This window comes from Streptomyces sp. NPDC086835, from assembly GCF_044745705.1.
Classification (GTDB): Bacteria; Actinomycetota; Actinomycetes; order Streptomycetales; family Streptomycetaceae; genus Streptomyces.
In genome coordinates this window covers 1-21,429 of the sequence record NZ_JBIVAU010000010.1, presented here as the reverse complement: position 1 = coordinate 21,429, position 21,429 = coordinate 1, and the positions used below count along the sequence as shown (strand labels likewise).

14 protein-coding genes, 1 tRNA gene and 1 riboswitch are annotated in these 21,429 nt (G+C 72.1%); of the genes, 8 read left to right on the top strand and 7 right to left on the bottom strand.

All coding sequences use genetic code 11. From position 1 onward, the window contains the following. The first annotated feature begins 87 nt into the window (after nt 1–87). From ACIPJI_RS27980 to ACIPJI_RS27965, 4 genes are all read left to right on the top strand, one after another. A tRNA-Met gene (locus tag ACIPJI_RS27980) sits at nt 88–161 on the top strand. A 257-nt stretch (nt 162–418) separates the two neighbouring features. After that, a complete protein-coding gene (locus ACIPJI_RS27975; RefSeq protein WP_307707237.1) occupies nt 419–1,522 on the top strand; it encodes a PP2C family protein-serine/threonine phosphatase in 1,104 nt (367 codons plus the stop codon). Between the two features lie 253 nt (nt 1,523–1,775). Next, nucleotides 1,776–1,932, top strand: a riboswitch (cyclic di-AMP (ydaO/yuaA leader). A gap of 11 nt (nt 1,933–1,943) precedes the next feature. Then, nucleotides 1,944–2,987 carry a M23 family metallopeptidase gene (locus ACIPJI_RS27970; RefSeq protein ID WP_307707236.1) on the top strand — a complete coding sequence of 348 codons (1,044 nt, stop codon included), beginning with the start codon at nt 1,944–1,946 and terminating at the stop codon, nt 2,985–2,987. A 127-nt stretch (nt 2,988–3,114) separates the two neighbouring features. Beyond that, nucleotides 3,115–4,059 carry an aldo/keto reductase gene (locus ACIPJI_RS27965; protein WP_356624606.1) on the top strand — a complete coding sequence of 315 codons (945 nt, stop codon included), beginning with the start codon at nt 3,115–3,117 and terminating at the stop codon, nt 4,057–4,059. Between the two features lie 18 nt (nt 4,060–4,077). Here the strand turns inward: ACIPJI_RS27965 and ACIPJI_RS27960 are convergent, their stop codons facing one another. The 4 genes from ACIPJI_RS27960 to ACIPJI_RS27945 form a co-directional block, all read right to left on the bottom strand. After that, nucleotides 4,078–5,454 (bottom strand): PrsW family intramembrane metalloprotease, encoded by a 1,377-nt coding sequence (locus tag ACIPJI_RS27960; protein ID WP_402249567.1) that lies wholly within the window; start codon nt 5,452–5,454, stop codon nt 4,078–4,080. A gap of 71 nt (nt 5,455–5,525) precedes the next feature. Then, a complete protein-coding gene (gene trmB / locus ACIPJI_RS27955) occupies nt 5,526–6,323 on the bottom strand; it encodes a tRNA (guanosine(46)-N7)-methyltransferase TrmB (protein WP_364598380.1) in 798 nt (265 codons plus the stop codon). 197 nt (nt 6,324–6,520) lie between these two features. Continuing rightward, nucleotides 6,521–7,750: an L-2-hydroxyglutarate oxidase gene (gene lhgO, locus ACIPJI_RS27950; protein WP_402249566.1), complete on the bottom strand. Its 1,230-nt coding sequence runs from the start codon at nt 7,748–7,750 to the stop codon at nt 6,521–6,523. A gap of 130 nt (nt 7,751–7,880) precedes the next feature. Then, on the bottom strand, nt 7,881–9,380 hold the full coding sequence (locus ACIPJI_RS27945; RefSeq protein ID WP_402249565.1) for an MFS transporter: 1,500 nt from the start codon (nt 9,378–9,380) through the stop codon (nt 7,881–7,883). A 693-nt stretch (nt 9,381–10,073) separates the two neighbouring features. Here ACIPJI_RS27945 and ACIPJI_RS27940 point away from each other — a divergent pair. Beyond that, entirely contained in the window at nt 10,074–12,224 is a 2,151-nt protein-coding gene (locus tag ACIPJI_RS27940; protein ID WP_356624620.1) for an asparagine synthase-related protein, read from the top strand. Between the two features lie 165 nt (nt 12,225–12,389). On the opposite strand, the gene ACIPJI_RS27935 is transcribed toward ACIPJI_RS27940, so the two are convergent. Then, entirely contained in the window at nt 12,390–14,375 is a 1,986-nt protein-coding gene (locus ACIPJI_RS27935; protein ID WP_402249564.1) for a sigma-70 family RNA polymerase sigma factor, read from the bottom strand. A gap of 198 nt (nt 14,376–14,573) precedes the next feature. Further along, complete coding sequence (locus ACIPJI_RS27930) at nt 14,574–15,350, bottom strand: TetR/AcrR family transcriptional regulator (RefSeq protein ID WP_307710409.1); 777 nt, start codon at nt 15,348–15,350, stop codon at nt 14,574–14,576. A 324-nt stretch (nt 15,351–15,674) separates the two neighbouring features. Between ACIPJI_RS27930 and ACIPJI_RS27925 the strand changes: the two genes are divergently transcribed. Both ACIPJI_RS27925 and ACIPJI_RS27920 read left to right on the top strand, forming a co-directional pair. After that, nucleotides 15,675–17,150: an NAD(P)/FAD-dependent oxidoreductase gene (locus tag ACIPJI_RS27925; protein WP_356624614.1), complete on the top strand. Its 1,476-nt coding sequence runs from the start codon at nt 15,675–15,677 to the stop codon at nt 17,148–17,150. Between the two features lie 128 nt (nt 17,151–17,278). After that, the gene (locus ACIPJI_RS27920) at nt 17,279–18,958 is read left to right on the top strand and encodes a SpoIIE family protein phosphatase (RefSeq protein WP_307707230.1); all 1,680 of its coding nucleotides are present in this window, start codon (nt 17,279–17,281) and stop codon (nt 18,956–18,958) included. A gap of 12 nt (nt 18,959–18,970) precedes the next feature. Here the strand turns inward: ACIPJI_RS27920 and ACIPJI_RS27915 are convergent, their stop codons facing one another. Continuing rightward, complete coding sequence (locus tag ACIPJI_RS27915) at nt 18,971–20,245, bottom strand: MFS transporter (RefSeq protein WP_356624622.1); 1,275 nt, start codon at nt 20,243–20,245, stop codon at nt 18,971–18,973. Nucleotides 20,246–20,405: 160 nt separating this feature from the next. Between ACIPJI_RS27915 and ACIPJI_RS27910 the strand changes: the two genes are divergently transcribed. Beyond that, nucleotides 20,406–20,975: a MarR family winged helix-turn-helix transcriptional regulator gene (locus tag ACIPJI_RS27910; RefSeq protein ID WP_402249562.1), complete on the top strand. Its 570-nt coding sequence runs from the start codon at nt 20,406–20,408 to the stop codon at nt 20,973–20,975. The last annotated feature ends 454 nt before the right edge of the window (nt 20,976–21,429 follow it).

Genomic DNA, 21,429 nt, shown 5'->3' with positions numbered 1-21,429 from the left:
GCCTGCGGCGGTTTTCCGGCCTTCACCCGCGTCCCTCGTAATTTGGTACGGATCTTGCTCTGCATGGCGTAAGGTTGTGTTCACCGACGCGGGGTGGAGCAGCTCGGTAGCTCGCTGGGCTCATAACCCAGAGGTCGCAGGTTCAAATCCTGTCCCCGCTACTGATGACACCGGCCCGGTGGTCGATCGAGAAGATCGACCACCGGGCCGGTGGCTTTTCCGGCAGCGCACGACCGTCGCCCGGTCGGGCGACCGGAAGTCGTCCTGCGGCGCGTCGGCCTTCAGCCTGAGGGGGGCGCGGTACTGTCCGCAGCCGTCAGCGGACCCGGTAGGACCCGGCAGGAGACCACCTTTGGGCCAGGAGTGGCGAGATCAGGGCGGCGCCAGAAGAGCCCCGTGGTTCGTCCGCGCGTTGCCCATGGCGATGATCGTCGGCGGGGTGGTCTTCGACGTTCTGACCCCGCCCCGGTTCACCGCCGTACCCCTCTATGCCGCAGCCCCGCTCGTCGCGGCGCCTGTCCTGTCATGGATGGCGACCCTGCTCACCGGGATCGCTGCGGTTCTGGCCCTGAGCGTCCTCCACGCCGTCAACAGAAGCTTCTGGCAGATCACGGTCCTCACCGAGACGACCACGGTGGTCACCGTCGTCGTTCTCGCGCTGTTCATCAACACCCTCGTGCGGCGCAGTGGTGAGCGGCTCGCTTCGGCCCGGGTGATCGCGGAGACCGCGCAGCGGGCCGTACTTCCCGCGCCGGCCGACCGGATCGGCGGTCTGCACATCGCCGCCCGGTACGAGGCGGCGCAGGCGGGCGCGTTCATCGGCGGCGACCTCTTCGCGGTGCAGGACACTCCTCATGGCGTGCGCCTTCTTGTCGGCGATGTGCGGGGCAAGGGACTGGGGGCGGTGGGGACCGTGGCCGTGCTCATCGGCGCGTTCCGCGAGGCCGCGGAGCAGGAGCGCTCGCTGGAGGGCGTGGCGCAGCGGCTGGAGCGCGCCCTCAAGCGGGAGGGCACCAGGCGGGAAGGGCTGGACGCCGTGGAGGGGTTCACGACCGCCGTCCTGGGCGAGATCCCGCGGGGCCGCGCCCTGGTGCGGCTGGTGAACCGGGGCCACCCCGAGCCCTTGGTGCTGCACGCCGACGGGGCTCTGGACGTCCTCGCGCCGGCGCAGGCGGCGCTGCCGCTGGGGATGGGTGACCTGGCGGCGTGGCCGGACCGGGCGGAGGAGTACCCGCTGCCCGACGGGGCGACGCTGCTGCTCTACACGGACGGGGTGACGGAGGCGCGGGACGCCCGCGGCGTCTTCTACGACCCGGTGGAACGGCTCGCCGGACGCCTCTTCCCCGGGCCGGCGGAGCTGCTGGACGCGCTGGTCGACGACGTACGCCGGTACACCGGCGGCGGTTCGAGCGACGACATGGCGCTGCTGGCGGTCGGCACGCCGGCGGAAGGGCAGCCGGAACGGCGCAGGACGGTGCCGGTGGTGCCGCCGGAGCCCGGCGGCCGCGGTGGATCCGCGTGACATCACGCGCCTGACCCGGGCGGTGCGCACGCTCCGTAGCCGAAGGAGAGCCGTCCGCATAACATTTGATGCACCATCAGAATCGTGACCGCCTCTGACGTTTGATCAACTCGCCCGGTTCCGGCCGATTCTGTCCCGGAAAGTCCCGGGTGAAGCCGTTAATGATCACCCGGAACAGCTTGGAATCCGGCCCCGCCGTCTATTAACGTTCGATAACGCAGTGCGGTCGTCCCAGCCGTCGCAGAGGCGGCGCCGTGCGCACGTGCCGAATCCCGCAAGGGAACCGGGGAACCACTAATTGGGGTGAATCGGTCACCCTTTGCCGCTCAGTTTGCGGTCGAGGGCGCCCGTAGGAGACCTTCCTGCTCCGAACCCGTCAGCTAACCCGGTAGGCGAGAAGGAAGGAAAGGAGTACGCCTTCGTGGCGTCCAACATGCCTGCCCCCGAGGCCCGCTTCGCGTCCGAACGTTTCAGTGCCGACGCCCCCGAGCGGACCTGGGAGGAATGGAACCCCACAGAGGACTCCGTCCGCCCCGTGCGCGGCCGGCACCGTGTCATCAAGCAGCGCGGCGGAATCGCCCGCAGCTCCACGGTGCTCGGAGTCGGCGTCATCGCCGCGGTCGGCGCGGGTGGCATAGCCACCGCGCAGGACAAGCCGGCAGTTTCCATCTCCCTTCCCGATTCCATCGCGGACAACCTTCCCGACGCCAAGTCCCTTCCTGGCGTGGGATCCCTGATCTCCGACTCGGACGACTCCGACGGCGACGTGCACGCCGCGCCGCTCACCTCCGCGACCACGGTCGCCGACGGCGGCGCCGGCCAGAGCCAGGCCGCCGGCTCCGGCGAGGCCCTGCGCGCCCGGATCCTCCAGCAGGCCGAGCAGCAGCAGGCAGAAGCCGACGCCGAGGCGAAGGCGGCCGCGGAGGCGCTCGCCGCCGAGCAGGCGGCGGCCGCCGCCGAGAAGCAGCAGAGCGCGGCAGAGGCCAAGGCCGCCGAGGAGAAGCGGAAGGCGGAGGAGGCCGCGCGGGCGGCTGCGGAGGCGGCGCGTCTCGCCGAACTCGCCCGCAGTTTCTCCCTTCCCACCTCCTCCTACACGATCACCTCCACCTACGGTGAGTCCGGCGCCATGTGGTCCTCCGGCCAGCACACCGGCCTGGACTTCGCGGCACCGACCGGGACCCCGGTCAAGGCGGTGCACGGCGGCACGGTCAAGTCCGCGGGCTGGTCCGGCTCCTACGGCTACCGCATCGTCCTCGAGCTCGAGGACGGTACCGAGGTCCTGTACGCCCACCTCTCCTCGATGACGGCGAGCGCGGGGCAGCAGGTGTCCACCGGCGAGACGATCGGGCGCGTCGGCGCGACCGGCAATGTCACCGGTCCGCACCTGCACCTCGAGGTGCACACCGCCGGCGGCGCGGGCATCGACCCGATGGCGTGGCTGCGCAGCAAGGGCCTCACGATCTGATCCCTGCCCGGTACGGGTCACAGTCCTCCCGTACCGGGCACATCCATGTCTCCGGCAGCCCCGGCGCACACCCCCCGACGCCAGGGCTGCCGGAATAGCCGGTACGGGCCCGGCCGTTGATCACCTCATGACCTCTCTGCGCACCCTCGGTTCCTCCGACCTGACCGTCTTCCCGCTCGCTCTCGGCGGCAACGTCTTCGGCTGGACGGCCGACGAGGCGCGGACCTTCGCGGTCCTCGACGCGTACACCGCGGCGGGCGGCAACTTCGTCGACACCGCCGACAGCTACTCCTCGTGGGCCCCCGGGAACGAGGGCGGCGAGTCGGAGACCCTCATCGGCAAGTGGCTCGCGGCTCGTGGCAACCGCTCCGAAGTCGTCGTCGCCACCAAGGTCGGCGCCCACCCCCGCCACAAGGGCCTCTCCGCCACCACGATCAAGGCCGCCGCGGAGGAGTCGCTCATGCGGCTGGGCACCGACCACATCGACCTCTACTACACCCACTTCGACGACCCGTCCGTGCCTGTCGAGGAGATCATCACCGCCCTCGACCAGCTGGTGAAGGACGGCAAGGTCCGTGCGATCGCCGCCTCCAACATCAGTGCCGAACGGCTCCAGGCGTCCCTGGCCTTCTCCGAGCGGGAGGGCCTCGCCCGGTACGTGGCGCTTCAGCCTCACTACAACCTGGTCTCACGCCACACCTACGAAGGCGAACTGCAGGACACCGCCGCCCGCGCCGGCCTCGCCGCCGTTCCCTACTACGCGCTCGCGTCCGGCTTCCTCACCGGCAAGTACCGGCCCGGCACCACGGTGGACAGCGCCAGGGCCCAGGGAGCGTCCAAGCACCTCGAGTCGCAGCGGGGGCTGAAGGTCCTCGACGTGCTCGACCGGATCGCGCAGGCCCGTGGCGCGGAGATCGCGACCGTCGCACTGGCGTGGCTGGCCGCCCAGCCGACCGTGGCCGCGCCGATCGCGTCGGCCCGTACGGTCGAGCAGGTGCCGGCCCTGGTGGCGGCAGCGGATCTGGCCCTGACGGACGGCGAGCTTGCCGAGCTGACCGCCGCGTCCGCCTGAGCTCACCCCGGCGCGGACTCAGTAGCGGTAGGGGTTGTAGCCGCTGTAGTCGCGGTGCGGCGGCAGCAGCGGCATCCGGGCGGTGGCCTGTGCGGCGTACGCCAGCGAAGGCCCGGCCACCGCCCTGCGCTGCCACAGATGGTGCAGCAGCTCCTGTTCGCGCTCCACGAAGTCCGGCCCCGCCGCGCCCCGATGGGCCCGGTGGCGCAGGAAGGCGAGCGTCGTCGCGAACGCCTCGTACTCGGAAACGGCGTGTCCGGCCGCCGGGCCGTACGCGCGCCGGGCGAAGTCCCGGGCCACGGTGCGGGCCCGCATCGACGACAGGGCACGGGGCTCGGCCGCGGACATCCAGCCGGCCGCGGCGTACGCCGGCAGCTCCTCCGATATCGTGCGCAGCTCACGCTGGCGGGTCCAGATCGTGAGCCAGGTGAGCAGCCCGAACACCGGCACCATGAACGCCCCGTACACGGCGTAGAAGCCCCACGGGCCGAGCATCGACGCCGAGCCGTTCCACAGGGCGTGCATGCCCATCGCGAGCGCCAGGCCGAGCAGCGGCAACGCGATGCGCCGCAACCGCCGGTGCCGGCGCGCACCGAGCGCGGCGACACCGAAGCCGAGGCCGGTGAGCACGGTGAACAGCGGATGCGCGAACGGCGACATCACGATGCGTACGAAGAACGTCGCCGCGGTCACGGAGGCGAAGCCGGAGGTGCCTATCGCCTGGTCCTCGCCGAAGGCGCTGCCCAGATAGAGGATGTTCTCCGTGAAGGCGAAGCCGGTGGCCGTGAAGCCTGCGACCACCACGCCGTCCACGATTCCGGTGAAGTCCCGTCTGCGGAAGACGAAGAGCAGCAGGATCGCGGCGGCCTTCGCGCTCTCCTCGACGACCGGCGCTATCACCGTCGCCCCGAGGGTGTCGGCCGATGCCGGGTCTGCTGTCGCCGTCGCTATCCAGCGCGTCGCGAAGGTGTTCGCGATGATCGCTATCAGTGCGGCGGCGAACGCGCCCCAGGCGAAGGCGAAGAGAAGATTCCGCCACGGGCCGGGTTCCACCCGGTCGAGCCAGCGGAACGCCGCCAGCAGCAGCGGGACCGGCAGCGTCGCCAGACCGAGACCGACCAGGAAGCCGTGGGTGCCGGTCTGCTCGCGCACGAGCACCAGGATCACCAGAGCGCACAGGGCGAGCAGGGTCACCACCGCACCGGCGCGGAACGCCCGGCTGCGCCAGATCCTCGACGCCACCCGCGGCCGGTAGCGCCGGCGCGCGGGCGCGGGCACTTCGGTCAGCAGCGCGTCGACATGCTCCTGCTCACGCGCGGGCAACACGGGGTGCGGAGGCACCGCCGGGCGCTGCGGGCGGTGCTCCGGTGGCTGCTGCGCGGACGAGTCGGACACCCGTCGACCCTAACCAGGAGCACCGACAACTGGCGACGGTGCCTTGGACATCGCGGGCGCCACCGCGCAGCTCACGCCTGCGGCGTGACCCGGCGGAACAACAGATCGCGGACCTTGTGGCCCTTGTCCAGGCCCTGACCCTCGAAGCGGGTCAGCGGACGGAACGCGGGTCGCGGCGCGAAGCCGCCGTCCTCCTGCGTGTTCTCGAAATCCGGATGCGCCGACAGCACCTCGAGCATCTGCTCGGCGTACGGCTCCCAGTCGGTCGCGCAGTGCAGGATCGCGCCCGGAGCGAGCGGCCCGGCGGCGAGGGTCAGGAAGTCCGGCTGGATCAGCCGGCGCTTGTGGTGCCGCTTCTTCGGCCACGGGTCGGGGAAGTAGACCCGCATGCCGTGGAGCGAGCGGGGCGGCAGCATCTCCCGCAGCAGGATGATCGCGTCGCCGTTGGCCACCCGGATGTTGGACAGGCCGTTCCGTTCCGCGAGAGCGAGCAGGTTGCCCTGGCCGGGGGTGTGGACGTCGACGGCGAGGATCCCGGTCCCCGGGTCGTCGGCGGCCATCTGGGCGGTCGCCTCGCCCATGCCGAAGCCGATCTCCAGGACGACGGGCAGCCCGCCGAACATCTCCTCGAGGTCGAGCACCCGGTGCCCGTCGATGTCCAGGCCCCACAGCGGCCACAGCCGCTGCAACGCGTCCTCCTGCCCGGCGGTGACCCGGCTGCGCCGCGGCTGGAAGCTGCGGATACGGCGCTCGTGATGCGAACCGGCCGGGTCGGCGGCGGGTCCGCCCGGGAAGCGCGGCTCGCTCTTGGCGCGGATGAAGTGGCGCGGGGCCTCGGGGCTGGGGTCGGGATCACGGAACTCAGACACAGTGATGCCGATTCTACGAGGGCGCGATCGGGCGGTGCGCCGCCGTGGGCCGCCCGGGGCGCGCGGGAGCGCTGAGGTCACGGAGTGGCGCGGGCCGGTCCGGCCCAGGCCGGCCTGGAAGCTCCGGACGAGACGGCGGCCGTCGGCTCCCGTCGCGTGACCGGGCGGTGCCTGGCGGCCGTCGGATCCGGCAGCGATCACCGGGCGGTGCGGGGACGCGAGGGCGACAGCGCGGTGAGCGCGCGGCGGGCGACCTCGCGGCCGATCGGGAGCGACGCCGTCGCCGCGGGAGAGGGGGCGTTCAGGACGTGCACCGTCCGCGGGGCCTCGCGGATCAGGAAGTCGTCGGCCAGCGTCCCGTCGCGCAGCACCGCCTGCGCGCGCACGCCCGCCGGCGCCGGGCGCAGGTCGTCCTCCGTCACCGCCGGCAGCAGTCGCCGTACCGCCGAGGTGAACGCCCGCTTGGACACCGAGCGGCGCAGTTCCCCGGCCCCGTACCGCCAGTGCCGGCGGGCGATGTGCCATGAGCCCGGCCAGCCGAGCGTGCCCGCCAGGTCCAGGGGGTGGACGGCCGACCAGCTGTAGCCCTCACGGGCCAGCGCCGGGACGGCGTTCGGGCCGACGTGGACGCCGCCGTCGATGCCGCGGGTGAGATGGACCCCGAGGAACGGGAAGGCCGGGTCGGGCACCGGGTAGACCAGCCCGCGCACGAGACCGGGGCGGGCCAGGTCGTAGTACTCCCCGCGGAACGGGACGATCCGCATACCCGGGTCGTCGCCCGCGAGGCGGGCCACCCGGTCACAGTGCAGCCCGGCGCAGTTGACCAGCACCCGGGCCCGCACGACCGTGCCCGAGCGTGTGCGCACCGCGACGCCCCACGGGCGGCGGTCGACGGCGGTGACCTCCTCGCCGTACCGCACGTCCGCACCGGATGCCGTCGCGAGCTGTGCCGCCACCGCCCCGTAGTCGCAGATACCGGTCGTCGCCACATGGATCGCGGCGAGCCCGCGGACCTCCGGCTCGTACTCACCGATCTGCGCCGGGCCCAGTTCGCGCACCGGAATGCCGTTCTCCCGGCCGCGCTGGACCAGGGCGTGGAGCCGTGGGAGCTCGTCCCTGTCCGTGGCGACGATCAGCTTGCCGGTGACCTCATGGCCGATGCCGTACTCCGCGCAGAACTTGACCATCTCGGCGGCACCGCGCACGGCGAACCGGGCCTTCAGCGAACCGGGCCGGTAGTAGATCCCGCTGTGGATCACTCCGCTGTTGCGGCCTGTCTGGTGCCGGGCGGGGCCCTGTTCCTTCTCCAGGACCGTCACCCCGGTGCCCGGGGCCGAACGCGAGAGCGCGTACGCCGTCGACAGGCCGACGATGCCGCCGCCGATCACCAGCACATCGCAGTCGAAGTCATGCCCGGACGCCCTCACCGCGTCACCTCCCACCCCGATAGTGCACTGGCCCGCGGACAACGCGCTCAAACCAGTCGGCACGCGGGAGACACGCCCGATTTCCGCACGGGAACTGCCACCCGCGTCCCAGGCGGTGCCGTCAGGGCCGTCAGGCAGGTGTCATGAGGAGCGGGCGGGCCCTCTCCCGCAGCTCCATGACCCGCGGCTCGTCGCCGTACGGCTCGAGCCGGTGCAGCAGGTCCCGTACGTACTCCGTGGTCCGCGCTGACGAGATCCGTCCCGCGACCTCCACCGCTCGGGTGCCCGCCGCACAGGCCGCGTCCAGATTGCCCGATTCCAGCTCGGCCACCGCGGACACCACGAGGCGCAGTCCGTGCGAGCGCACGTACTCCTCCGTGGGGCGGGACAGCGCCTGCTCCGTGAAGCGCCGCACCTGCCGCGGGGCCTTCAGGTCGCGGTAGCACTCGGCCGCGTCCGCCGCGAATCTGTCGTACGAGTAGAAGCCCAGCCAGGACGGGTCGCCGTCGCCCTCCCTCGACCTCTCCAGCCAGCCCTCCGCGGCCTTGAGCGCCGCGCCCGCGGCCGCCGCGTCGTTCGCCTTGGCGTGGGCGCGGGCCTCCACCAGCCGGAAGAAGCTCATGGTGCGGGCGGTGGCGAGGCCCCGGTTGCGCTCCAGCGCCGCCTGGGCCAGGTCGACGCCCTCGTCGGCGAAGCCGCGGTAGGTCGCCTGGAGCGACATGGAGGCGAGCACGTATCCGCCCAGCGGCACATCGGCGGCGGCGCGGGCCAGGCGCAGCGCCTGGATGTAGTAGCGCTGCGCGGCCTCCTGCTGTCCGGTGTCGAAGGCCATCCATCCGGCGAGCCTGGTCAGTTCGGCGGTGGCGCCGAACAGGGCCCGGCCCACTTCGTCCGAGTACGAGCCGAGGAGCAGGGGTGCCGCGTCGACGCGCAGGCACTCGGGGACCATCGACGAGCGCCAGTCCCCGCCGCCGTACTTGGAGTCCCAGCGGCGGGCGTCCTCCGCGGCCTCCCGGAGTTTCGCGACGTCGCTGTGGCCCACGCGGGCGGGCGTGTCGGCGACGTCAGCGGTCTCAGGTCCGTCGGAGACCGCGCCGGGTTCGTGGGCACCGGCAGAAGGGTCGGAGGAGAGGGGCGAGCCGCCTGCGACGTCGAACAGTCGCTCGACCGACGCGTCGGCCGGGGTTATCAGCCACCGGGACGCCGGCGTCGCGTAAGCGCTCACTGCGAACGATCCGGCCAGGGACTGCCAGATGCCGCCGCCGGCCCGGCGGCCCGCAAGATCCAGCCGGTACAGCTCGGTGGCCGATTTCACCGCCTCACCGACATCCCGCGGGAACGCCAGTCCCACCTCGGGTGCCGGGTCCGCGTCGGCCAGTCCGATCTCGTGGAGCGGCACCGGACGGCCCAGCTTGGCGCCGATGGCGGCCGCGATGAGATGGGGTGCGGCACCCTGCGGCACCATGCCCTTGGACACCCACCGGGCCACCGAGGTCTTGTCGTAGCGAAGGGTCAGACCACGCTGCGCGCCGAGGTCGTTGACCCGCCGCGCGAGGCCCGCGTTGCTGATTCCCGCGAGGGCGAGAACCGTGCCGAGCTTTTCGTTCGGCCCGCGTTGCTCCCTGGACATGCGCCACCCCTCGACACGCAGACGGCTGCCGCGCACGGCCCGCGCACGGCATTCGTGCTGGGTTCTCCCGGTTCGCGGCACCCCCCGTCCCGACCGGTCCCGGCTGCAAAATCGTGTGGCCGAGCCCTGCGGAATATGCGCGCCTGTGGAGAACAGCAGCAAACACAGCGTAGTTCGCCGCATCCCGACCGTTAAGGGGCCAACTTCCCTATGGCGGGATTGTTGTCCGTACGGGTGATCGCCCGTCCGCCCTCGTGCTCCCGCCGTGTGGCCGTGCGCCCGTCCGTGCGCTCTGGCCGGTCGGAGGCGGGAGCGCTTCCATGAGTGCTGCGTGGGTCGGCCCGCTGCGTACTGGAACCAGCGGGCTGGGGGACACCGCCGCCTCAATCCCCGCGGGCGGCGGACAGGGCCCGGGAGGCGAACTACGCCTCCCGGTCCGTGTGTTGCGGTCAAACTGCCACGCTGGCACGGCCCCGAAAATGGCTGAATGACGCCTGTCCGCCGGCCTCCCGCGAGGCTCGCCCGGACCTCCGGCGGCCTCGGAACCGGCTCCCGCACCGTCGGCAAATCGCCAACACCGCCGTCGTGTTCCGTTTTTGCACGCGCTACCGGGAGCCCCTCGCGTGCGCCTCCTTCGTGGCAGCATGTTCCCGAACGGCTTCGGCGATGTCCGGCAATGTTGGGGAGGCGGCGATGCGGTGGCTGGTGGGGTGGAGCAGTATCGCCGCGAACTTCGGCACGGCGGGCGCCGTCGGAGCCTCCGAAGAGGGCCGCACCCTCCATCCCGTCGGAGCCCAACTCCTGTGGGGCGACCCGGATCCGCTGTGGGCCGTCGGGGACTGGCGGCCCGACGAGGTGCGCATCATCACCGCCGAACCGCACCAACGGCCTTACCCCACCCCGGGCAACGGCCAGGCGCCCACCGTGACCCGGCTCGCCGTCCTCGGCTGCTGCGCCGCCAGCGACGAACAGCTGAGGGTCGGACTGTTCGCGGCGCGCGGTGGCGCACTGAGGCATTTGACCGCATGGGCGGGCAGCTACACCGTGGTCGTCCAGGTCGGCCGCCGCATCACCGTCGTCGGTGACCTCGCCGGCGCCCGTCCCGTCTTCTACACCCCGTGGGCGAACGGCACAGCGTACGCGACCGCCGCCCTCCCGCTGGCCGACCTCATCGAGGCCCAGCTCGACATCGGACACCTGGCCGCCCTGCTCGCCTGCCCCGAGTCGCCGGAGGCGCTGCGGGACTCCACCCCGTACGCCGGGGTGAAACGCATCCCGCCCGGACACGCGCTGATCCTGCGGGAGGGCTCGCGGGAGATCACCGGGTACGAGCCGGTCGCCTCACTTGCCGTCGCCGCCCCGCAGGTCGAGGCCGCCCGCGCCATCGACGGTGTACGTGACGCACTCGTGGAGGCCGTGCGCGCCAGGCTGACCGCGCCCCGGCACGCGCCCGAGACCCTGCCGCCCGACCCGGGGCCCGTCCCCGGGATGGGCCCCGCCGAACGCCGCGCGGCCCGCGGTGCGCCGACGCCCGGGATCGGCGCGGACCTCTCCGGGGGCAGCGCCTCCGGCACCCTCGCCCTGCTCGCGGCCGGACTGCCGGGCGTACCCGGCACGGTCCTCGGACACGGCACCGGCGCTGGCGAACGGCTGCTCGCCGTCACCTTCAACGACCTTGCCACCAGCGGACACGAGCTGCGCGAACCCGAGCTGGAACGGGCCCGCCTCATCGCCGCCAACCCTCGGCTGCACCATGTCGTGGTCGCCGCCGGCGAAGAAGGACTGCCGTACGCGAATCTCGACTCCGGCCCCCTGACCGACGAGCCCGCACCGTCCCTGGTGACCGCGGAACGCCACCGGGGGCGGCTGGCCGCCGGCAGCGCCGACCACTTCACCGGAGCGGGCGCGCGGCAGGTGCTGGACGCGCATCCGGCGAGGCTGGCGGACCTGCTGCTGGACCGGCGCAGACGCCACCTGCTGCGGCCGGTCACCGCACTGGCCCGCTCCGAACGGCCCTCCCCGCAGTCCCTGTTCGTCCCGCTCACGGTCTACCGGGCGGCACGCAGACTGGCCCGTACGCCCTACCGCACCGGCCTGGAGGCAGCCGCCGGCGACCTGCTGCTCGCCAACCGCCCGGGTCCCGCCCTGCGCAACGGCGCGGTGGGCGCGTCACTGGCGGCGCTGGCGTGGTCCCGGCCGGGGCCCGCGGCGCGCTGGCTCACCGGGGAGGCGCTCGCTGAAGTATCGGTTCGGCTGACGGAGGCGGCGACGAGGCCCACCTCGGTCCAACGGCCCGGCGAGACACGGGCACGGGCCGCACTCGCCCGCCACGCCTTCGACCACCGGATCCTGGAACAGGCCGCGGAGGTACGCAGCCAGCGTCTCCACGCGCCCTACCTGGACAACCAGGTCGTACGGGCCTGCCGGGACCTGCCGGAATCGCTCCGCGTCCAGCCGGGCGCGCGGGCCGCCGTACTGCGCACGGTCCTCGCCGGCGCCGGCATCCACGACCTGCCGCCCGGCTGGGGCTCCCCGACACACGCCTCGTCCGCCGCGGCGGCCCGCACGGGACTGCGGTCGGCGCTGCCGCACCTGATCGCCCTCTTCGACGCCCCGCTGCTCGCGGACGCGGGCCTCATCGAGGCACGCGTCGTCCGCAGGGCGCTCCGGGCGGCGTCCGAAGGCGAGCCCGTGCCTCTGGACGGGCTGGCGGACCTGGTCTCGACGGAACTGTGGCTGCGGAGGCTGCTTTCGCGCCGGGGCACGTGCTGGACGGGCACGGCGGCGCCGCGGCAGCGCGCGGTGGCGGGCGGGGTGCCGCGACGGCCGACGCTGCAGTCGTAGCCGGCGGGCGGGTGGCGCCTGCGGCGGGCTTGTCCCCTCCCCGCTCCTTCCCGAACCCGGGGCAAGCCCCGGACCCCCGTACGGCCTTCTTCCGTCTTCCGTGCCCTCGATCGCCGGGCGGGCCAAGGCGCGGCCATGCCCCCGCAGCGGCCACGGCGGGCGCGCCTACTCGCACGTGATGCGTGACTCCGCCCAGTCCGCCAGCGCCACCTGGTCCCGCGGTGTCTCCGGTGCCGCCACCAGGCGGATGGTGCTGCGGCCGGTGAGGGGCACGTGGACCGGGACCGCCGGTTCGCCGCTACGGACGACGGGGGAGCTCCACAGCCGCGTCCCGTCCCCGTACACCGAGAAGCGCACCGCGCCCAGACCCAGGCCGCGCGTGAGGTCGTCGATGCCGACGAACGCTTCGTACGTGGTGCACCTGCGGTTGAGGTCGATGGTGATGGACGACTTGGCGTGCACGGTCGCCCCGTGCGCGTACTGGGTGCCGCCGATGGACATGCCCGAACGCTGCCAGAGCCAACTGCTCTCGCCCAGCCGGACCTCCGGGCCCGTGTGGTCGCCGAAGGTCCCGTAATTCAGGCGGCTCACCTGGTAGACCTCGGGCGCGGGCGCGGGCGGTGGCGGGGGCGTAGGTGTGGGTGTGGGTCGGGGAGTGGGCGACGGCGTAGGCGTCGGGGAAGACGGCGGCTCCGGCGTGGGGCTCGGCTTCGGCGGGGTGGGCCTCGGTGGTGCCGGCGTGGGCTCCTGCGCTGCTACAGGCTCGACGACCGGCACCGGCGACGGATTCGGCGCGGGCGGTGCCGGGGGCTCCTGCTCGGGCGCGGGTGGCGGCATCATGGGCTGGGCGACCGGCGGCTTCGCCACCGGATCCGGGACCGGCTTCGGGTCGCCGAAAAGGGCCCAGACCAGACCGACGGCCGCGACCGCCGCGACGGCGGCCGCGGTGCCCACCTTCGCCGGGGCGCCGAGTCCTTCGGCCGCCGCACCGCCCGAGGTGCCACGCGCGGCGCCCCCGGTGGCCGCCGCCGCTCCGGCTCCTGCGGCGCCCGCGGCGCCGCCCGCCACGATGCCCGCGGCCTTGAGTGAGTACCCCGCGGCGAACCAGCCGATCACCGCGACCGGAAGCAGCGCCGGAATGCCCGCGTTGACATGGGCCAGCTCACCTGCGGCGAGCCGGCACTTGACGCACTCGTCCAGGTGCTTGCGCAGTCCGCGCTCGGCCCGCATCCGCAGACCCCCGCGGGCGTAGGCGCCCAGCCGGTCCGCGTACCGCGCGCAGTCGCCGCCCGTGGTGAGCGCGGTGCTCACATGGGCCTGGAGGTAGGCCTGCTTGAGGCCCTCGCGCGCCCGGCTCGCGAGCACCGCGGTCGCATTGGCGGTCAGCCCGAAGAGGGGTGCGACGTCGCTCGGCGACTCCTCCTCCACGGTGGTGTGCCACAGCACCGCCTGCCAGCGCTCCGGCAGTGACCGGAACGCCTGCATCGCGAGGGACCGTTCCGCCTCGCGCATCGCGCGCACGTCCGCGCCGAGGTCGAGGGTGTCCGCGTTCGACGCGTCCGCGCTGCGGGCCGCCTCCATGGCGAACGCGGCGAAGTCCTCGACCAGTTGCTCCCGCTTCGCGGTCTTCATCCAGTTCGCGGCGACGCGCCGGACCGTGGTGAGCAGGTAGGCCCGTACGGCTTGTTCGGGCCCGGCGCCGCCGCGCACCGCCTGCAGTGTCCGGGCGAACACCTCGGCGGTCAGGTCGTCGGCGGTGTCGGCGTCCCGGCAGCAGGTGCGGGCATAGCGCCGGACGGCGTCCGCGTGGCGGCGGAACAGCTCCTCGTAGGCGCTGTCGTCGCCGTCCCGCATGTGCAGAATCAATTCTGCGTCTGCCGGTGGCAGTTCGCGGGGCGGAGACAGCACCGAGTGGTGGCTGCCGGCTTTTCGTTGCTGCGGCACCACATAGTGGTCGTGCGACTCCGCAGACTCTGCGGACAGCGCCCTGGACACGTCCGCCGCGCCGTCGGTCGCCTGCCCCGCCGACCCGGTCCCGCCCGAGGAATCACCCCGGCCGCCCTGGTTGGGCACCTGGGAGGCGGACAGCTCGTCGTCCGCCTCCGGCCCGGCCGCACCGCTCAGTGATTCGTCCCGCCCGTCACCGCTCATCGCGGAAGCCCCCGTAAGCACCTACAGACCCGAACACCGGGCCAGCGTGCCACACAGCGGCCTTACGCCGAACCCTCCCGTACGGCAACCACCCGTCCGGGGAAACTTCCCCGGATCCGGTCCCGCCGCCTCACCCGAAAGAGGCACACTGCGGCGGTCGTGCGGACACGGTGCGTTGACGTGCGGGAAGGCGCGCGATCACACCGCCCGGGGGCGAAGGCCCTCGAGGAGAATGTCCAGCAGACGGGCCGAGGCCGCCTCCTGCTGTGCGGCGTCGGGCAGCGAGGGCGCTGCGGTGGCTATCACCAGCAGCACGTCCGCCACGGTCACATCGCCCCGAAGCTCTCCCGCCGCACGCGCCCGCTCCACGAGCCGGCCCACCACCTCCAGCAGATCCGCCGCACCGCTGTCGTCCTGCTCCTCCGCCGGTATCGGCCGTGGCGCCACCACACGCAGCCCGGGCTGTGCCGCCGCCCGCTGCTGAGGCACCCGGGTGTCGTCCAGCGGCTCGGTGTCGGTGACGAGGGTCGGCTCGTCACCGTCGACGCCCACCCGCAGCACCTGCGGTGGCAGCAGGCGACCGGCGCCGGACGCCACCGACGTGCGCAGGAAACGCGCGAGCGCCGACCACGGCTCCTCCTCCTGGCCGAGCGCGGTGCGCGCCTGCTCGGTCAGCCGGGACGTCTCCTCCTCGGCTATCCGGCGCACCAGGACGTCCTTGCTGGGAAAGCGGCGGTACACCGTCCCCACGCCGACCCGGGCACGCCGGGCGACGTCCTCCATCGGCGCGCCGTAACCAAGCTCGCCGAACACTTCGCGCGCCGCCCGCAACACGTGCTCGAGATTGCGCTGCGCGTCCACCCGCAGCGGTGCGGAGCGGCTGGTCCCGCCCGATCCCGCGCGGCCACTCCCATTGCCGTCCGCCGCCGATGCGGGCGCGACGGCAGTCTGCCAATGCGAATCCTGAATATGCATGAGCGTTCCCCCGGTCATGTCGTCTCCCCCCGGAGACCTCCCCGCTGTCCGCCGGGCATGTCGTGACCCGACACCCCGACCGAGTACGAACATAGTTGAGCCCGAGTCAATTCAGAAGGGGGTACTTCCGCACAGAGCGCCCCTCGATCGGAGCAAGAGCCGGAAGGTTCCCTATTACGCCCCGGGACCCCGACCCGCCCGCCACGTCTGACCTGCGTGGCTTCCTTTTTGCCCCGACCTGGGTGCGGGCCGGCCGGAAGCCGCCTTCCGGTCACACAATTTGCCGGGCCTGTGGACAAACTCCCGAGGTCGTTGCCTCATGGGATGGTGAAGGCTGCAAACAACCGGGGCACGACCCCCGGCACCCCGCCGCGCAAACGCATTCTCGTCGTCGGCGGCGGTTACGTCGGGATGTACACCGCGCTGCGCCTCCAGCGGAAGCTGAAGCCCGAGCTGGCGCGTGGCGAGATGGAAATCGTCGTGGTCACGCCCGACCCCTATATGACGTATCAGCCGTTCCTCCCCGAGGCCGCGGCCGGTTCCATCTCCCCACGCCATGTCGTGGTCCCCCTCCGCCGGGTTCTCGGCAGATGCACGATCGTCATCGGCGAGGCCAAGGCCGTCGACCACGCGAAGCGCACGGCGACGGTCAGCACGCTCGCGACCGAGGAGGAGGGCGCCGGCGCCGTCGAGATCACCTACGACGAGCTGGTCATCGCGCCCGGGTCCATCTCCCGCACCCTTCCCGTCCCCGGCCTCGCCGACTTCGGCATCGGTTTCAAGACGGTCGAGGAGGCGATCGGGCTGCGCAACCACGTCATCGAACAGATGGACATCGCCTCGTCGACCCGGGACCCGGCCATCCGCGACGCCGCCCTGACCTTCGTCTTCGTCGGCGGCGGTTACGCGGGCGTCGAAGCCCTCGCCGAGCTCGAGGACATGGCCCGTTACACCTCCCGCTACTACCACAACATCAAGCCGGAGGACCTGAAGTGGATCCTCGTCGAGGCCCAGGGGCGCATCCTTCCCGAGGTCGGCGAGCAGATGGGCAGGTACGCCGTACGTGAGCTGCGCGCCCGCAACATCGACGTACGCCTGGAGACGCGCCTCGACTCCTGCGAGGACCGTGTCGCCGTGCTGAGCGACGGTTCCCGCTTCCCCACCCGGACGCTCGTGTGGACGGCCGGCGTCAAACCCGCCCCGGTCCTCGCCGCCACCGACCTGCCCCTGAACGAGAGGGGACGGCTCAAGTGCACCGCGCGTCTCTCCGTCGAGGGTGTCGACCACGCCTGGGCCGCCGGTGACGCCGCGGCCGTCCCGGACCTGACGTCCGACAAGCCCGGTACCGAGTGCGCGCCCAACGCGCAGCACGCCGTACGCCAGACCAAGGTGCTCGCGGAGAACATCGTGGCCTCGCTGCGCGGCGCGCCCATGCAGGACTACGCGCACAAATACGCCGGATCGGTCGCGTCCCTCGGCCTGCACAAGGGCGTCGCGCACGTCTACGGGCGCAAGCTGAAGGGCTATCCGGCCTGGCTGATGCACCGGGTCTACCACCTCAGCCGGGTGCCGACCTTCAACCGCAAGGCTCGAGTGTTGGCCGAATGGACCCTCTCCGGGTTGTTCAAGCGTGAGATCGTCTCTCTCGGCTCGCTGGAACACCCGCGCGCCGAGTTCGAACTCGCGGCGGGAGGCGGACGACCGGCGAACGGCTCGAAGGAGCAGCCGCCCGCCGGCCGGAAGGAAGGGCCCAAGGAGCAGTCGGCCGACGGATCACCCGACGGCCCCAAGGGGACCTGACGGCGGTTCGGCAACTCGGGAAAGACGACTGTCAGTCCGGTCGGCCACACTTGACGTGTGACCATAGGTGGGCTCACACCTGCACAGAGTGACCCTTTGGCGACGATCCCATTGAGGCTAGAAAGTCAGTGAACTTCACGCGTTGGAGCGCCAGGCTCCCCGGTACGCAGCGCCGCGCCGCGGCGCGGGGAACCGACCGAGGGCTCTCCCCGGCGCAGCGGTCCGAGGGCTCCGTGCCCGCGGCCCGCGGCGAGTACGGTCACTCCGAGCCCCCGTCCGACGTCCCGGCGCTGGAAGACTTCTCCGTGGCGGAGATGCTCGGCCGCCTGCCTGCCCTGGTCGCGCTCGTCTACGGCACCGAGCACCGCATCGCCTACGTGAACGACGCCTACGCCGCCGCCTTCGGGCCGCGGCCGGCCGGAGCGTGTGCCGCCGACGTGTGCCCCGAGCTCGCGGAGCTGGGTCTGCTGCCGCTGATGGACCAGGTGCTGCGCAGCGGCAAGCCGCGCACGGTCAAGTCCCGCAGGATCCAGGGCAGTGGGGAGTCGGCCCGTCGGGGCGAGGGGTCGTACACGATCACCTGCCTGCCCGCGGAGCGCGTGGACGGCGGCAAGGAGACCGAGGGTGTGCTCGTCTTCGCGGCCGACGTCACCGACCACGCGGAGGCGGCGGAGCGGCTGCGGGCCAGCGAGCGCCGCCATCGCGAGACGGCGGTGACGCTTCAGCGTTCGCTGCTCCCGCAGGAACTGGAACAGCCCGACGACCTCCGCTTCGCCGCCACCTATCAGCCCGGCGGCATCGACGCCGCGGTCGGCGGCGACTGGTACGACGTGATCACGCTCGGCGCGGGGCGCACGGCCCTGGTCATCGGCGACGTGATGGGCCGCGGCGTGCGCGCTGCCGCTGTCATGGGCCAACTGCGTACCGCCGTCCGCGCCTACGCCCGCCTCGACCTCCCGCCGCACGAGGTCCTTCAGCTGCTGGACGGCCTGGCCTCCGAGATCGACGCCAGCCAGATCGCCACCTGTGTGTACGCCGTCCACGACCCGAACGAAGGCCGGCTCGTCTACGCCTCCGCCGGCCATCTGCCGATCCTCGTGCGCGACGAGGACGGCACGGTCCACAAGGCGGCGGAACCGACCGGACCGCCGCTCGGCACCGGTGGCTGGCTGCACACCTCGGGCGCCATCGACCTGCCGCCCGGTTCCACCGCCGTCCTCTATACGGACGGTCTGGTGGAGCGCCGTGGCGAGGACATCGACGAAGGGGTGGCCGCGCTGGAGCGCGCGCTGTCCGGGGCGACCGGCAGCCCGCAGGTGGTCTGCGACCGGCTGATCCGTTCCCTGAACGTCACCGCGGAGCACGACGACGACGTCGCCGTGCTCGTGCTTCAGCACCCGACGCGGAAGGGGGCGGACGCCGAGCTGTTCCACAACGCCGCCCTGGACCTGCTCGGCGGCATCGAGGCGGCGCCGCGTGCCCGGGCCTTCGCGTCGGGGGTGCTCGCCTCGTGGCGCTTCTCGCCGGAGCTGCACGACCTCGGTGTGCTGGCCGTCAGTGAACTGGTCGCCAATTCTCTCCAGCACGGCACCCCGCCCATGCGGCTCAGACTTCGCCGCACCGACCGCCGTCTGATCGTCGAGGTGACGGACGGGGACGACCATCTGCCCCGCCGCCGCCGCGCCGAGACGGAGGACGAGGCGGGCCGCGGGATCTCCATCATCGCGACGATCGCCTCGTCCTGGGGGAGCCGCCGCACCCCGGGCGGCGGCAAAGCGGTCTGGTGCGAGTTCGCCCTGCCGCGCTGAAGCCCGCGGGCCTCAGCGGGCGGGGGCGACCGCGTCCTCGGGCTTGTGCACGGCGACCACGCGGGTCCTCGCCGCGAGCGAGGGCCGGTCCTGCACCGGGGTGAGCCGCTTGCCCAGGCGCAGCGCCAGCACCGTGACCGAGAGCGAGAACAGTACGAACGTCACGATGTACGGGCCGTGCAGCGCGGCGCCCATCGGACCGCCGACAGCCGGGCCGACCGCCAGGGCGAGCTGCTTGACCAGGGCGAAGGCCGAGTTGTACTGCCCGACCATGGCCTCCGGCGCCAGGTCCGCGACCAGCGGCGCCACGGTCGGCGAGAGCATCGCCTCGCCGAGGCCGAACAGCGCGTACGTCGAGATGAACGCGGCCGTCGCCATGGCCTGGCTGCCATCGCCGAGGCCCGCGTAGCCCGCCGCCAGCCACGCCACGGCCCAGATGAGCCCGACCGAGGCGATGACCCTGCTGCGCCTGCGCCGCTCCACGAACCTCAGCACCAGGAACTGCGCGAGCACGATGACCGCGGTGTTGGCCGCGAGGGCCGTGCCGAGGGTCGCGGGCTCGATACCGGCGGCCTCCGTGCCGTATGCGGCGAGACCCGACTCGAACTGGCCGTAGCAGGCGAAGAAGAGGACGAAGCCCAGGACGAGCAACTGCACCATGGCCCGGTGGCCGAGCAGTGCTCGCAGGCCGCCCCTGGCACCGGACTCCGCCCCGGAGGGACGCGAGTCGTGGAGCGTCGGGGAGTGGGGGAGCCGCACGGTCAGGGCGATCGCCGCGAGCACGAGGAACATGGCCGCCTCGATACCGAACAGCAGGGTGAAACTCGACGGCCGGCTCTCGTCGACGATGTGTCCGCCGATCAGGCCGCCGACGCCCAGTCCCAGGTTCTGCAGGAAGAACTGTGTGGCGAAGGCACGGGTGCGGGTCGCCGTCTCCGAGCACCAGACGATCATCGTGGCGAGCGCCGGCTGCATCACGGCGGTACCGGCGCCGAGCAGCGCGGCTGACAGTACGACTGCCGGGATGCTGTCGGAGAGTCCCATGCCGACGGCTCCCGCGGAGGCGAGCACGGCGGCGGCCACGAGTACGGGCAGCGGCCCCCGGCGGTCGATGATCCGCCCGGTGAAGGGCAGAGCGACGAGCGCGGCCATCGCGAAGACCGCCAACACGGCACCCGCCGTGCTCGCGCCCAGCTCGCGCACCTGCGCCACATAGACGTAGAGGTACGGAACGGTGAAGCCGAGCCCGAACGCGCTCAGCGCGTTCCCCGCCTGGATCCGGCGCATCGCTGCACCCTTCGCCTTGGTCACACTCACCTGCTTCTGGTCGAGAAGCCCGTCGAGCCCGGAGGACTGAACTCTGAAGACTTCAACGCTAAAGTTCAATGCTGAAGAGTACACATCGAAGGACTTCAACGCCAATGAGTGCCGTGCCATACTTCGGCGCATGCCTACCGAGTCCCCCGAGGCCTCTCCGACGTCCGGCCCGCACGAGCCGAGCCTCGACGAGCAGATCGCCGCCTACCAGCGCGAATTCGGCGATCTCGACCCGCAGGTCGAGAAGGTGGTCTCCGCCCTCGGCCGGCTCAACCGCCGGATGAACGTCGCGTACGGCCGCCAGGTCGCCGACCTCGGCATCAGCAACACCGAGTGGGAGGTCCTGAAGACGCTGGTGCTCTCGGGCTCCCCCTACCGCATGGGGCCCGGTGAACTCGCCAAGCGCCTCGGACTCACACCCGCCGCGATGACGCACCGCATCGACCGCATGGCCGGCGAAGGCCTGGTCACCCGCGACCGCGACGAGAACAACCGGGTGCGCGTGATCGTCGAGCTGACGGACGAGGGCCGCGCCAAGTGGCTCGAGGCGATGCGCATGGCGACGAACTTCGAGGAGGACCTGCTCCAGGACCTCTCGGGAGACGAGCGGGCGGTCCTCGGCGAGCTGCTCATCCGCGTGCTGCGCCGGGTGGAACACGACCAGCCGGATGCCGGCGGACGGCTCACCGACCTGGACTAGCGGGGCCGCGAGGCAGGGTTGACACGGCCCTCCGCGATCCGTAAGGTTCTTCGAGTTGTCACGGGGCCGGAACGGTTCTGCGACAGCCATCCCGCCGCGAACGCGGCAACCAAACTCAGCACGATCTCCCAACCGGGACGAATTTCGGCATGCCGAAATTCATTTCGAAAGCTCGATTATGAGCAGCCCAGGAAATCCGCTAGAGTTTGAGCGTCGGAACGGCCCAACAGCCGCGAAGACAACTCCCGCTGACCGGGAATCAGGCCCGAAAGAGTCTGATAGAGTCGGAACCGCCGGAAGGCCGAAAGGCCGGAAAGCACACCGAGGAAATCGGATCGGAAAGATCTGATAGAGTCGGAAACGCAAGACCGAAGGGAAGCGCCCGGAGGAAAGCCCGAGAGGGTGAGTACAAAGGAAGCGTCCGTTCCTTGAGAACTCAACAGTGTGCCAAAAA

Excerpts from the sequence above, each read along its gene's own strand:
- ACIPJI_RS27975 (WP_307707237.1), top strand. The coding sequence starts at position 419 with ATGGCGATGATCGTCGGCGGGGTGGTCTTCGACGTTCTGACCCCGCCC.
- ACIPJI_RS27965 (WP_356624606.1), top strand. The coding sequence starts at position 3,115 with ATGACCTCTCTGCGCACCCTCGGTTCCTCCGACCTGACCGTCTTCCCG.
- ACIPJI_RS27945 (WP_402249565.1), bottom strand. The coding sequence starts at position 9,380 with ATGTCCAGGGAGCAACGCGGGCCGAACGAAAAGCTCGGCACGGTTCTC.
- ACIPJI_RS27940 (WP_356624620.1), top strand. The coding sequence starts at position 10,074 with ATGCGGTGGCTGGTGGGGTGGAGCAGTATCGCCGCGAACTTCGGCACG.
- ACIPJI_RS27935 (WP_402249564.1), bottom strand. The coding sequence starts at position 14,375 with ATGAGCGGTGACGGGCGGGACGAATCACTGAGCGGTGCGGCCGGGCCG.
- ACIPJI_RS27930 (WP_307710409.1), bottom strand. The coding sequence starts at position 15,350 with ATGCATATTCAGGATTCGCATTGGCAGACTGCCGTCGCGCCCGCATCG.
- ACIPJI_RS27925 (WP_356624614.1), top strand. The coding sequence starts at position 15,675 with ATGGTGAAGGCTGCAAACAACCGGGGCACGACCCCCGGCACCCCGCCG.
- ACIPJI_RS27915 (WP_356624622.1), bottom strand. The coding sequence starts at position 20,245 with ATGCGCCGGATCCAGGCGGGGAACGCGCTGAGCGCGTTCGGGCTCGGC.
- ACIPJI_RS27910 (WP_402249562.1), top strand. The coding sequence starts at position 20,406 with ATGCCTACCGAGTCCCCCGAGGCCTCTCCGACGTCCGGCCCGCACGAG.